This is a genomic window from Bradyrhizobium sp. WBOS07, assembly GCF_024585165.1.
In the GTDB taxonomy this organism is placed as follows: Bacteria; Pseudomonadota; Alphaproteobacteria; order Rhizobiales; family Xanthobacteraceae; genus Bradyrhizobium; species Bradyrhizobium japonicum_B.
This window is the reverse complement of sequence record NZ_CP029008.1, coordinates 5,956,904-5,968,605: the sequence shown is the minus strand read 5'-3', so window position 1 is coordinate 5,968,605 and position 11,702 is coordinate 5,956,904. Positions and strand designations below refer to the sequence as shown.

Below are 11,702 nucleotides of genomic sequence, written 5' to 3'. Positions count from 1 at the left end.
GTCTTGTTTGTTCTAGGGCTCCTGGGTCGGCAGCCAGGTTCCGGGAATGACCCGCGAATGTCCGCGAAACTCCGCGATCACGACGTCGCCGACGGTGACGCGCACGTCATAGATGCCGGAGCGGCCGCCGCGCGTGACCTCACGCGCCTTCGCGACGAGGCGATCGCCGAGCCTGCCCGGCTTGATGAAGGTGATCTGGCCCTGCGCCGCGACGACGCGGTCGTTGTGCGAGTTGCAGGCAAAGGCGAAGGCGGAATCGGCCAGCGTGAAGATGAAGCCGCCATGGGCGATGCGCTGGCCGTTGACCATGTCCGGCCGCACCGTCATCGCCAGCGTCGCGAAGCCCGGACCGATCTCGACGATCTCCATGCCCAGTCCCTTGGAGGCGTCGTCCTCCGCCCACATCGCCTCGGCGCAGGCGCGGGCAACATTCTCAGGCGACAAAGCGGCTTTGAGGTTCACTCGCCTCTCCCGGTCAAATGCTTGCACATGATGTTCTGCTGGTTGGCCAAGCCTGTCAAATAATGCGACGCATTTGCATCGCCAGGCACTGATGCGCCCTGTCAGACATGGTCATAATCGACCACGACGCGCTCCGACGACGGCTTGGCCTGGCAGGTCAGGACGAAGCCCGCCTTGAGCTCCCACGGCTCCAGCGAATAGTTGATGTCCATGGGCGCTTCGCCTTCGACCAGCTTGGCCCGGCAGGTCGAGCACATGCCGCCCTTGCAGGCAAAGGGCAGATCGACGCCGGCGCGCAGCGCGGCGTCGAGGATCGCTTCGTCCTCGGCCACCGGCACCTCGCGGCGCTTGCCGTCGATGATCAGCGAGGCGATCGCTTTCGGCGGCGCATCGGGGGCAACCGCCTTCTTCGGCCGCGGCTTGCCGCCGAATTCGGAGACGAACCGCTCGACATGGATGCGATCCTTCGCGATGCCGAGCGTGCGGCAGGTGGCCTCGATATCCTCGCTCATGCCAAGCGGCCCGCAAATATAGACATGATCGACGCTTCCCGCCGGCACCAGCGAGCGCAGCAACACCCTCACCTTATCGCCGTCGAGCCGGCCATGCAGGATCGGGATGTCCTGCTCCTCGCCGGAGATGACGTGGAAGAGCGAGAGGCGATCGATGAAGCGGTCCTTCAGTTCCTCCAATGCTTCGAGGAACATGATGTTGTCGGTGCTGCGGTTGCCGTAGAACAGGAAGAAGCGGCTGTCCGGCTCGCGCGCGAGCACGCCCTTCACGATCGACAGGATCGGGGTGATGCCGGAGCCTGCGGCGAAGCCGACATGAATGCGCGCCCGGTCTGCCGGGGGGACCACGCCGAAGCGGCCGGTCGGCGTCATCACGTCGAGCTCGTCGCCGCATTTGAGATCCTCGGCTGCCCAGCTCGAAAATGCGCCGCCATCGACTTTCTTCACGGCGATGCGGATCTCGCCGTCATCAGGGCCGGAACAGATCGAATAGGAGCGGCGCACCTCCTCTCCGTCCAGCATGGTGCGCAGCGTGAGATATTGGCCAGGCGTGAAGACGTAATCGCCAGCGAGCTCGCCGGGGATGGCGAAGGTCATCGACACGGCGTCGGAGGCCTCGCGGCGGAGGTCGCTGACGGCCAGGCGATGGAAGCGTGGTGCGGCTGCTGACATGATCAATGACACTTGAAGTAATCAAAAGGCTCGCGGCAGGACTTGCAGCGCCACAGCGCCTTGCAGGAGGTCGAGCCGAATTCGGAGAGCAGCTCGGTGTTCTCAGAGCCGCATTGCGGGCAGGCCACAGCCTGGGTGCCGAACAGCGCGCGGCGCGAGCTCGACGCTTGCGGAGGGGCGATGCCGTAGGCACGCAGCTTCTGGCGCCCGTCCTCGCTCATCCAGTCGGTGGTCCACGCCGGCGACAGCACGGTTCGCACCTTCGGATGACGGAAACCGGCGCGCTCCAGCGCCAGCTCGATCTCCAGCGCGATCATGTTCATCGCCGGACAACCCGAGTAAGTCGGGGTGATTTCGACCTCGACCTGGTCGCCGTCGAGAAAGACCTCACGGAGCACGCCGAGATCGGCGATGGTCAAGACCGGAATCTCCGGATCGACCACGCTCGCCGCCGCGTCCCAGGCGCGCCGGCGCAACTCGCTATCGCGCTCCAGCACGCTCACCATGTCAGCCCCGGAAAGGTGCGCTGCATCGATTGCAGCTCGGACAGGAGATGGCCGAGATGCTCGCTGTGCCGGCCCGTACGGCCGCCCTGCTGCATCCAATCATTCTGCGGCAGGACGAGCGTGGCTTCGCTGACGACATCGGAGATCGTCTGCAGCCAGCGACCGCGCAATAGCCCGGGATCGATGGCGATACCGGCCTGGATCAGGGCACGCTCGCCTTCGTCCACCTCAAACATCTCGCCGGTGAAGGCCCAGAGGTGATCGATTGCGGCCTGCGCGCGGGCGTGGCTCTCATCGGTGCCGTCGCCGAGCCGGATCAGCCATTCCGAAGCGTGGCGCAGGTGGTAGGCGCTCTCCTTCTCCGACTTGGCGGCAATCGCCGCCAGCGTCGTATCGCGCGAGGTCATCATCGCACGCCAGTAGAGGTCGGCGAACGCGGAATAGAAGAGCTGCCGCACCAGAGTCTGGGCGAAATCGCCGTTGGGCTGCTCGACCAGCAGCAGGTTGCGGTACTGCCTGACGTCACGCAAGTAAGCGAGCTTGTCCTCGTCGTTGTCCTTGCCTTCGGCCTTGGCAGCGTAGCTGTAGAGCTCGCGCGCCTGGCCGATCAGGTCGAGCGCGATGTTGGAGAGCGCCATGTCCTCTTCCAGCATCGGCGCATGCCCGCACCATTCCGACAGCCGGTGGCCGAGGATCAGTGCATCGTCGGCGCGGCGCAGCGTGTAGAGCACCAGCGGCGTCTCGGAGACTTCGATGTTGGCGACGGGCATCTGTCCTATCCATCTTGCCACTTGTTCCGACCTCATCCTGGGGAGGCGCGCAGCGCCGTCTCGAAGGATGGCCGCAGTTCACGGGCCTTCATGGTTCGAGACGCGCTTCGCGCTCCTCACCATGAGGGGAGAGAGCGCTACATATGCCCGACTTCCTCGGGCACCTCGTAGAATGTGGGGTGGCGATAGATCTTCGATTCCGCCGGCTCGAACATCATGCCCTTCTCGGCGGGATCGCTCGCGGTGATCGCGCTCGACGGCACGACCCAGATCGACAGGCCTTCGCCGCGGCGGGTGTAGATGTCGCGGGCGGCTTGCAGGGCCATGGTGGCGTCGCTCGCATGCAACGATCCCACATGCTTGTGCGCGAGCCCGTTGCGGCTGCGAATGAAGACTTCCCACAGCGGTGTGTTCGGCGTGGCCATATTGGTCTCCCTATTCCGCGGCTTGCGCGGTCTGGCGTTGCGCGCGCTTCACCGCATAGGCTGCGGCCGCCTCACGTACCCAGGCGCCCTCCGCATGGGCCTTGCGGCGCGCGGCCATGCGGTCGCGATTGCAGGGGCCGTTGCCGGCGAGCACCTGCTTGAATTCGGTCCAGTCGATCTCGCTGTAGCGCCAGTGCCCGTCGGCATCCTGAATCATGCCGGGATCGGGAATGGTGAGGCCGAGATATTGCGCCTGCGGCACGGTGGCATAGACGAATTTCTGGCGCAGCTCGTCGTTGGAGAAGCGTTTGATCTTCCACTTCGTCGAGGTGTCGCTGTGCTGGCTCGCCGCATCGGGCGGGCCGAACATCATCAGCACCGGCCACCACCACCTGTTCAGCGCGTCCTGCGCCATCGCCTTCTGCTCGTCCGAGCCCCGGCACAGCGTCAGCATGATCTCGTAGCCCTGGCGCTGGTGGAAGGACTCCTCCTTGCAGACCCTGATCATCGCGCGCGCATAGGGGCCATAGGAGCAGCGGCACAGCGGGATCTGGTTCATGATCGCGGCGCCGTCGACCAGCCAGCCGATGGTTCCGATATCGGCCCAGGTCAGCGTCGGATAATTGAAGATCGAGGAGTATTTGGCTTTGCCGGCGAGCATCGCGTCGACCAGCTCTTCGCGGGAGGCGCCAAGCGTCTCGGCAGCGGCGTAAAGATAGAGGCCGTGGCCGCACTCGTCCTGCACCTTGGCGAGCAGCGCGGCCTTGCGGCGCAGCGTCGGCGCGCGCGTGATCCAATTGCCTTCCGGCAGCATGCCAACGACTTCGGAATGGGCGTGCTGGGAGATCTGGCGGGTGAGCGTCTTGCGGTAGGCCGCCGGCATCCAGTCATTCGGCTCGATGCGCTCCTCGGCGTCGATGCGGGCCTGGAACTGCGCAGCCTTGGCCGCGTCCTCAAGACCGCGGTCGTCGGTCTCGGCCGTGTTCAGCGCCTGGGTATACATGCGCATCCTCCCGATTGATTGAGAGGCAATATATAACAAGAATTAGTTCATGCAAGATATTTCTGTAACATAAACTCAGGCCTCGAACCTCCGCTCCAGGAGTTTTCGCGCCGGCGGCAAGGACCCTTTTTCGTTGGTTCCATGACCATCGAGCCATTGCTCGGACGGCGCAAGCAGCGCGCGATAGATTTCGCCGCAAAGCTCTCGCGCCGCCCTGCCCGGCCAGTCCGCCGGCAACAGGCTTTCGGGCAGCAGCGGATCGCGCAGCACGACACGGCGGTAATAGTGGATCAGCAGGATGCGCGCGGTGAAGGCCTCGGTCTCGGACAGCTCCGTACCGCGCGCGATCGCGGCGCGCAGCGGCTCGAACGTTGTCATGAATTTCAGATAGGCGTCGGCGGTGCGCTGCAGCGGCCAGCTCGCGCTGAGGAGGCGGCGCCCGCTGTCGTCCTCCGCCGAGACTTCGAGCCGGATCGCGCCCGCGGCTTCTTCGGGCACGGGCAAGCCCGACGGCGCGACCCACACCCCCGGCAACGGACTGCCGAAGCCGGCGTTGCGCAACGCCTCGCGCGAGACGTCACGATCCTCGCCGTTGCCGATCAGCAGCAACTCGAAGCGCCCGGTCCAGTCCGATGGCGGCGGGTCGTAGATGTGGCGCGTGGCGGCTTCGAACGTCTGGCGTCCCTTGTCGGCAAGCCGATAGAAACTGTTGCGACCGACCTTCTCCCGGGCGAGCCAGCCATCGGCTGCAAGGCGCGACATCGCGGTGCGGACGACGCCGCTATCGATGTCCAGACCCTCGAAAAATTCGAGCAGCGTGCCGAGCCACACCACGCCGCCGCGCGGCACGATGGCATCGCCGAACACGGTGATGACGATGGAGCCGGTGCGCGACGGTTCGCGCTTGAGCTGGTCGATGATGCGGGAGAGCGGATGCGCCATGCGCGAGGCATAGCGCGTTTGGTGGCGGCGCGACAATGGACGGGGAGACGCTCTTGGTCTCCCTCTCCCCGCAGGCGGTGAGAGGCGAAGAAGGAATCACCGATGCGGATCGGGATACGCCAGGCTGCGCCAGCCGCTGCGATCGAACGGGCGCCACTGGCCTTCCTTCTGCGCGAGGCGATCGGCCACCGCATAGACCACGGCGGGATGATGGCCCATGCCGCAATGACTGCTCTCGACCTCGATGCTCTCGGTCTGCGCTCCCGCTTTCTCCATGCAGCCCTGCCAGGCGCAGACGCCGTCGGTGCGGCTGAAGATGGCGGTGGTCGGCACCGGTGGCGGGACGGCGAGCTCGCCGCCAAACCGCGGATCGACCTCATCGGCCTTCCGTCCGCTGGCCCATTCATAGACGCGCCAGGCGTTGGTGGAGCGGGGATTGCCGGCGAAGGGGCTGCCGAGCGTAATCACCTGGCGCACGCGGTCGGGCATCATCTTGGCGAGCTGCCGTGCATAGAGGCCGCCGAGGCTCCAGCCGACCAGGCTGATCTTGCGGCCGTGCGTTTCGCTGAGCTCTTCGACCAGATCGACCATCGCGTTTTGCACGCCGTCGCGCAGGCCGTAATTGCGGCCCTGGCGCCAGCCGCTCACCGCGTAGCCCTTGCTGGTCAGAAACGAACGCAGCGCACGTGTGGACGCGTCCGAGGCCACGAGGCCCGGCAACACCAGCACGGGGTGCCCATCGCCGCGCGGCGCGAGGCTCAGCAGCGGAAGTGCGCCGAGGAATGCGCCGAACTCGTGGATCGCGCGTCCCTCCAGAAACATCAGGGTGCGGGACGGCGGACGCAGCGTCTGGGCAGTAGCGGTCATCAATGTTTCCCCTCGGAAGAACTGATAAAGGACGCCGGGACGAGGCCGGCAAAGCATCTGAATTCCAACCCTCCGGCTTCTTGATCGTTCCGCATTGCAGCATGAATCAGCCGCGCAGCCGGTTCCCGGCATTGAAGCCGGGGCGCGCCCAGGCGACAATAGGCTTGTGTGCTAATGCCGGAAGCCGTGACGCAAAAGTCACAGCCATCGGAGCAGGAATTCTACGGAATAGAGCGCCAGGCCGGCGAGGCCGCCGATCAGCGAGCCGTTGAAGCGGATGTATTGCAGGTCGCGCCCGATGTTGATTTCGATCAGCGAGATCAGCTGCGCCATATCCCACGCCTTGACCTGATCGGAGATGAAGATCGAAACGCCGCTCTTCTGATCGGCAATGAAGCTGCGCAACACCGTCACCAGCCCCTTGTTGATCTCGCCGCGCAGCTCGGCATCCCCGGCGAGCGCTTCGCCTGCCGCGACGAACATGCCGGCGAGATGATGCTGCAGCACTTGCGTTTCGCCGCTCGCGCTGCGCTCGATGAACGAGCGCGTGTTGGCCCAGACCGTGCGCGCAAGATCGGCGAGCTCCGGCCGCGCCAGCAGGTCACGCTTCAATCCGGCGATGCGGTCGATATAGGCCTGATCGGTGCCGAGCCGGTCGACGAAGCTCAGCACCATGCGATCGAACTCGCCGCGGAACGGATGCGTGACATCGCTGCGCACCTCGTTGAAGAACGCGGTGGCGGACGCCACGATCTTGTTCACCAGAAACTTGTCGGCGCGGTAGAGCCTGAGCAGGGTCGGCAATTCCGCGCGCACCTTCTCGCGGATCATCGCCATCGTCTCCTTCTGGTTCAGCGTCTCGTGCATCACCCGCAGGAGATCGTCGAACAGGATCTGGTGGCGTCCTTCCGCCACGAAGCCGCGCAGCGTGCCGGCGGCAAGCGGCGCGAGGTCGATCGCCTGGAGCTGCGATGACATGCGGCGGATGATGAAGGTCATCAAGCCGGAGGTCTCCGTGGCCGAGAAGGCCTCGGGCAACAGGCGTAGCGCGAAGCGAGCAAGATCATCGCTGCGCTTGCGGTCGCGCAGCCAGTCGGCAATGAAGGAGCCGAAATCGATCTCCTTAAGCTTGGCCTCGACGGGACCGGCCTCGAGGAAATGCACCTGGATGAACTCGCCGAGCTTGTCGGCGATACGGGCCTGGTTGCTCTGGATGATCGCGGTATGCGGGATCGGCAGGCCGAGCGGCCGCTTGAACAGCGCAACCACGGCATACCAGTCGGCGAGGCCGCCGATGGTCGCGGCTTCCGCGAAGGCGGCGATGAAGCCGAACAACGGGTGCACCGGCAGGAGCCATTTTGCCACGATGAAGAGCGCAAGCGTCGAGGCCAGCACCAGCGTCGCCAGCGCCTTGACGCGGCGCAACTCGGCCGCGCGTTCAGCATCGCCGGGGGTGTCGAAGGTGAAGGTGGCAGGTGGAGTCATCACTGCGTCACAATACTCGTCATTGCGAGCGAAGCGAAGCAATCCAGAATCTTTCCGCGGAACGACTCTGGATTGCTTCGTCGCAAGGGCTCCTCGCAATGACGGCGGAGACGATGGCGGCTGCTGCGCAAGAAACAAAAGGCCCGCCGAAGCGGGCCTCAAATTTCAGTTTGCACTCAGGGCGCCTGATCAGGCGGTCTTGTTGTAGACCTTGGCAAAATTGTCCTGAGCGGACTTCGCACCGTTGGCAGCGAGCTTGCCGAAATAGTCGGCGGTCGCCTTGGCACGCGAGACGAACACTTCGCCGCGCGAGCGGAGCAGGCCCGACTGGATCTCGACGGCCTCGCTGAACGACTTGGCGGAGGCGAGCTTGTCGATGCTCGAGAGGAACGCCTCGGCGTCCTCGTAGATCGCCTGCTGGATGTTGCGGCTGATCTTGCCGGCTTCCGCGACGGATTCGGTCACCGCGTTCTCGACGGCGGCGGTCACGCGCTCGGAGCCTGCGAAAGCCTCGGCGGCACGGTCCTTGGCGGTGTTGGCAGTCTTCTTGACGAACTCGCGGGCGGCCTCGGGAACTTCCAGATTCTGGATGTTCTTGAAAGCGTCCTTGAAGCCCTCGAAAGCGCTGTTGGTTTCAGTGGTCATGGGGTTCTCTCCATCCTCATTGGTCTGAGCTATGGGCTCACCCCGTCCGCGTTGGCCCGGGGCACGACTTATATGACATAGTTAATTGTGCAATGCAATATAGATATTGCACTGCGATATCACGAACTCGTGATTAGCCTGAACGTGAGGCATCATGATGCCTCTTTGGTCTCACAGCGCCACCGCGCTTTTTGGCGGTCCCTAGTGCTGCACTGCGCCCGGCAGCCCATAGGCCTCCATCTGGGCCTGGACCTGCGCGATGTTGTGACCGAGCACGACAATGTCATGGGTCTTGCCGTCGACGTCCCGAACGTGGTCCCGCAGCAGCGCTTCCGCCTTGAAGCCAAGGCTCTCGAACACGGCGATCGCCGCCTGCTGGTCGACCGTCATCTGAACCGACAGCTTTTCCAGGCCCGCCCCGAGTGCGAGCGCAAAGGTCTGCTGCGACAGCGCCCGCCCCACCCCCTTCCCGCGCACATCGAGCGAGACCACCATCCGGATCTCGCCGACATGGGGCGACCAGGAATGGGGATCGCGCACCAGCGTGCCGCAGCCGACGACCTTGCCGTCCTTGACCGCGAGCAGGCTCGTGATCGCGCCCCGCTCGATCTCCTTGACCCAGGCCGACAGCACTTTCGGCTCGCTGATATTGCGCGGCAGGAACAGCAAATCGTGGGTCGGCAGACCCTTGCCGAAGGCGAGCACCGCGGCCTCGTCCGCGGGCGCCATCAGACGAATCTCGATATCGCCGGCGTCCGTCGTGACGTGACGCGGATAGGAACGCTGCTCGCTCATGTCGATCTCTTTCCCAGCCAGGAATCCAGTTTCGGCCATAGCCGCTTCACGGCGTTGGCGCCCGCGACCAGCGAGACGTGGCCGCCTTTCAGGATCACCTCTTCCTTGTCCGCAGAACCGATCTTCGCGATCAGGTGCTTGGCGGCCTCATACGGCACGATGTGGTCGTGCTCGGCGACCGCATGCAGGATCGGCACCGTGATGTTCTCGAGCTTCGCCGTGCGGCCGCCGACCGACATGGTGTCGTTGAACAGCTTGTTGTCCCACATCAGGTCCTTGGTGATGGTGCGGAAATATTCGCCGGCCAGCGGCAGCGTGTCGGTCGCCCAGCGATCGAACATGCGGTAGGATTTGACGAACTCGTCGTTCCAGATGTTCTCCCAGAGCTGGATCTGGCTCACCGTGCGTGAGGCCGGGCGCAGCATCTCGAACGAAGACAGGATCATCTCCGGCGGCACGTTGCCGACGCTGTCGACGAGACGGTCGACGTCGAAATAGCGGCGGTCGGAGAAGTTCGAGAACAGCTTCATCTCGCGGAAGTCGATCGGCGTGGTGAAGCAGATCAGGTTCTTCATCGGCCCGTCCTTGTGGATGGAGCCGTACAGCAGCGACAGCACGCCGCCGAAGCAATAGCCGATGACCGAGACGTCCTGCTCACCGGAATCGGCCTGCACGCGGCGGACGCAATCCGGGATGAAGTCGAGGACATAGTCCTCCATCCGCAGGCTCTTCTCCTCCGGCCGCGGCGCGCTCCAGTCGAGCATGTAGACGTCGTATCCGCGCTTGAGCAGGAACTCGATGAAGCTCTGCCCGGGGACGAGATCGAGGATGTAGCCGCGATTGGTGGTCGCCATCACGATCAGCACCGGCACGCGGTAGATCTCGTCCGACATCGGCCGGTAATGATAAAGGTTCATGGTGCCGCGCGAATGCAGCACGTCCTTCGGAGTCGAGCCGAGCGAAGGGCCCGAGGTCGAGAAATATTCAACGCCCTTGATGCTGCGCTGGATGGCGCGCTGCACCTCGCTCTGGATCCGCTCCGGGATGGACGCGAGGTCGAGTCCCGCCGGCCCGTTCATGTCGGCTCTCCGGGCTCGGAAGGCGGGCGCTTCGTCCGTGGCGGCCGCGGGGTGCCGTCGTAGCCTTGCGTGATGCCGGAACTCGCCGCCATCCGGCTCAGCATCGCCTTGATCTCGCCGATCTGAGCCTCGACCGACTGGAGCCGTTCCGCAAGACCCGTGACCTGCTCCCGGCTCGGCAGGTTCATCGTGACGAGATATTTCTCCATGAGCTCGCCGAGCTGCTTCTGAGCACCTGCAGCAACTCCACCGGCGCGGTTCATCGCCTGCGAAAATTCCGGCGACGACATGGCCTGGTTGGCGAAAGAGTTGAACCCCTTCTCCATCTCGCCGACCATCTTCTGCCACATGGCAACGGGGTCGTTGGTCTTGTCGGTCATCGGCGTCCTCCTGAAAACGAGAGCTGCGATGCCCTTCTTTTCTCGCCATACCACACCGTTGCGCGATGCCGGTCAACCGGCAAGCGCACGCGCTGCTCGGCACGCCGCTTCTTTGTGGCGGCAAACCGTGCGATACAATACCGGTCAGCAGGAGGGACCCGTGACCACCCATCAGCCGCCCCAGACCGTCCGCGCCAACGGCATCGACATCTGCTATGAGATCTTTGGCAACGACAATGCCGAACCGCTGCTGCTGATCATGGGTCTCGGCGCGCAGATGATCCACTGGGACGATGCGTTCTGCGAGCAGCTTGCCGCGCGGGGTTTCCGCGTGATCCGCTTCGACAATCGCGATATCGGCAAGTCCAGCCATCTCACCGGCGGCAAGCGCCTGACGCCGCTCGAGCTGCTGAAGCTGCGCTTCCTCAGGATTCCCGTCGCCGCGACCTACAAGCTGATCGACATGGCGAAGGACACGGTCGGCTTGATGGATGCGCTCGGCATCAAGTCGGCGCATCTGGTCGGGGCGTCCATGGGCGGCATGATTGCCCAGGAGGTGGCGCTGTCGTTTCCGCACCGCGTCCGTTCGCTGACATCGATCATGTCGACCACGGGCAATCCGCGCATTCCACCGCCTTCGCGCGAGGCCGCCGCAATGCTGATGGCGCCGCCGCCGCGCAGCAAGGAGGAGTTCATCGTCCGCTACGGCCAGACCTGGAAAGTGTTGCGCGCCGGAAATTTTCCGGAGGAGGAAGCGCTCGATCTCGAGCGTGCCGAGCGCGTCTTCGCGCGCGGACTCAATCCGGCCGGCGTCGGCCGTCAGCTCCGCGCCGTGCTGGCGTCCGGCAGCCGCAAGGAGCGTCTGCACGCCGTGCAGGTGCCGACGCTGGTTATTCACGGCACCGTCGATCCGCTGGTCCGTCCCGAAGGCGGCAAGGACACCGCGGCGTCGATCCCGAACGCCAAATTGCTGATGATCGAAGGCATGGGCCACGCGCTGCCGATGCGGTTCTGGCCGGAGATCATCAACGCCATCGACAAGCACGCCCATGGCGCGGCGGCGCAGGCGGCCTGATCGGACTCATCAAGTATCCAGTCGAGCAACGCATATCGTAGGGTGGGCAAAAGCGCGCCCTTTTTGCGCGCTGTGCCCACCACA

The 11,702-nt window shown here is 64.6% G+C and carries 14 protein-coding genes; 1 reads left to right on the top strand and 13 read right to left on the bottom strand.

From position 1 onward, the window contains the following. Positions 1-12: 12 nt before the first annotated feature. The 13 genes from paaI to DCM79_RS28320 all read right to left on the bottom strand — a co-directional run bounded on the left by paaI (position 13) and on the right by DCM79_RS28320 (position 10,543). Positions 13-462 (bottom strand): hydroxyphenylacetyl-CoA thioesterase PaaI, encoded by a 450-nt coding sequence (paaI, locus tag DCM79_RS28380; protein ID WP_028135232.1) that lies wholly within the window; start codon positions 460-462, stop codon positions 13-15. Between the two features lie 101 nt (positions 463-563). Continuing rightward, on the bottom strand, positions 564-1,646 hold the full coding sequence (paaE, locus tag DCM79_RS28375; protein ID WP_257177376.1) for a 1,2-phenylacetyl-CoA epoxidase subunit PaaE: 1,083 nt from the start codon (positions 1,644-1,646) through the stop codon (positions 564-566). 2 nt (positions 1,647-1,648) lie between these two features. After that, positions 1,649-2,152, bottom strand: a complete 504-nt coding sequence (gene paaD, locus DCM79_RS28370) for a 1,2-phenylacetyl-CoA epoxidase subunit PaaD (protein WP_257177375.1) — start codon at positions 2,150-2,152, stop codon at positions 1,649-1,651. Beyond that, positions 2,146-2,922 carry a 1,2-phenylacetyl-CoA epoxidase subunit PaaC gene (gene paaC, locus DCM79_RS28365; protein WP_257177374.1) on the bottom strand — a complete coding sequence of 259 codons (777 nt, stop codon included), beginning with the start codon at positions 2,920-2,922 and terminating at the stop codon, positions 2,146-2,148. Before paaC ends, paaD begins: the two co-directional genes overlap by 7 nt. A 137-nt stretch (positions 2,923-3,059) precedes the next feature. Beyond that, positions 3,060-3,347, bottom strand: coding sequence for a 1,2-phenylacetyl-CoA epoxidase subunit PaaB (paaB, locus tag DCM79_RS28360; RefSeq protein WP_015687593.1), 288 nt, complete (start codon positions 3,345-3,347; stop codon positions 3,060-3,062). A gap of 10 nt (positions 3,348-3,357) precedes the next feature. After that, positions 3,358-4,350, bottom strand: a complete 993-nt coding sequence (gene paaA / locus DCM79_RS28355) for a 1,2-phenylacetyl-CoA epoxidase subunit PaaA (protein ID WP_257177373.1) — start codon at positions 4,348-4,350, stop codon at positions 3,358-3,360. A 75-nt stretch (positions 4,351-4,425) separates the two neighbouring features. Continuing rightward, positions 4,426-5,292 (bottom strand): phenylacetic acid degradation operon negative regulatory protein PaaX, encoded by an 867-nt coding sequence (gene paaX / locus DCM79_RS28350; RefSeq protein ID WP_257177372.1) that lies wholly within the window; start codon positions 5,290-5,292, stop codon positions 4,426-4,428. Positions 5,293-5,388: 96 nt separating this feature from the next. Next, the gene (locus tag DCM79_RS28345) at positions 5,389-6,159 is read right to left on the bottom strand and encodes a triacylglycerol lipase (protein WP_257177371.1); all 771 of its coding nucleotides are present in this window, start codon (positions 6,157-6,159) and stop codon (positions 5,389-5,391) included. Between the two features lie 198 nt (positions 6,160-6,357). Further along, complete coding sequence (locus tag DCM79_RS28340) at positions 6,358-7,644, bottom strand: DUF445 domain-containing protein (protein WP_257177370.1); 1,287 nt, start codon at positions 7,642-7,644, stop codon at positions 6,358-6,360. A gap of 189 nt (positions 7,645-7,833) precedes the next feature. Next, positions 7,834-8,289, bottom strand: a complete 456-nt coding sequence (locus DCM79_RS28335; protein WP_257177369.1) for a phasin — start codon at positions 8,287-8,289, stop codon at positions 7,834-7,836. Positions 8,290-8,490: 201 nt separating this feature from the next. Next, positions 8,491-9,084: a GNAT family N-acetyltransferase gene (locus DCM79_RS28330; protein WP_257177368.1), complete on the bottom strand. Its 594-nt coding sequence runs from the start codon at positions 9,082-9,084 to the stop codon at positions 8,491-8,493. Then, positions 9,081-10,163 carry an alpha/beta hydrolase gene (locus DCM79_RS28325; protein ID WP_257177367.1) on the bottom strand — a complete coding sequence of 361 codons (1,083 nt, stop codon included), beginning with the start codon at positions 10,161-10,163 and terminating at the stop codon, positions 9,081-9,083. The genes DCM79_RS28330 and DCM79_RS28325 overlap by 4 nt, the downstream gene beginning before the upstream one ends. Then, a complete protein-coding gene (locus DCM79_RS28320; protein ID WP_257177366.1) occupies positions 10,160-10,543 on the bottom strand; it encodes a hypothetical protein in 384 nt (127 codons plus the stop codon). The genes DCM79_RS28325 and DCM79_RS28320 overlap by 4 nt, the downstream gene beginning before the upstream one ends. Positions 10,544-10,703: 160 nt before the next feature. Here DCM79_RS28320 and DCM79_RS28315 point away from each other — a divergent pair, with 160 nt between their 5' ends. Beyond that, positions 10,704-11,618, top strand: coding sequence for an alpha/beta fold hydrolase (locus DCM79_RS28315; RefSeq protein ID WP_257177365.1), 915 nt, complete (start codon positions 10,704-10,706; stop codon positions 11,616-11,618). Positions 11,619-11,702 lie beyond the last annotated feature (84 nt).

Coding starts and splice junctions, on each gene's coding strand:
- DCM79_RS28345 (WP_257177371.1), bottom strand. CDS start 6,159: ATGACCGCTACTGCCCAGACGCTGCGTCCGCCGTCCCGCACCCTGATG.
- DCM79_RS28325 (WP_257177367.1), bottom strand. CDS start 10,163: ATGAACGGGCCGGCGGGACTCGACCTCGCGTCCATCCCGGAGCGGATC.
- paaD (WP_257177375.1), bottom strand. CDS start 2,152: ATGGTGAGCGTGCTGGAGCGCGATAGCGAGTTGCGCCGGCGCGCCTGG.
- DCM79_RS28330 (WP_257177368.1), bottom strand. CDS start 9,084: ATGAGCGAGCAGCGTTCCTATCCGCGTCACGTCACGACGGACGCCGGC.
- DCM79_RS28340 (WP_257177370.1), bottom strand. CDS start 7,644: ATGACTCCACCTGCCACCTTCACCTTCGACACCCCCGGCGATGCTGAA.
- paaE (WP_257177376.1), bottom strand. CDS start 1,646: ATGTCAGCAGCCGCACCACGCTTCCATCGCCTGGCCGTCAGCGACCTC.
- paaA (WP_257177373.1), bottom strand. CDS start 4,350: ATGTATACCCAGGCGCTGAACACGGCCGAGACCGACGACCGCGGTCTT.
- paaX (WP_257177372.1), bottom strand. CDS start 5,292: ATGGCGCATCCGCTCTCCCGCATCATCGACCAGCTCAAGCGCGAACCG.
- DCM79_RS28320 (WP_257177366.1), bottom strand. CDS start 10,543: ATGACCGACAAGACCAACGACCCCGTTGCCATGTGGCAGAAGATGGTC.
- DCM79_RS28335 (WP_257177369.1), bottom strand. CDS start 8,289: ATGACCACTGAAACCAACAGCGCTTTCGAGGGCTTCAAGGACGCTTTC.
- paaC (WP_257177374.1), bottom strand. CDS start 2,922: ATGCCCGTCGCCAACATCGAAGTCTCCGAGACGCCGCTGGTGCTCTAC.
- paaB (WP_015687593.1), bottom strand. CDS start 3,347: ATGGCCACGCCGAACACACCGCTGTGGGAAGTCTTCATTCGCAGCCGC.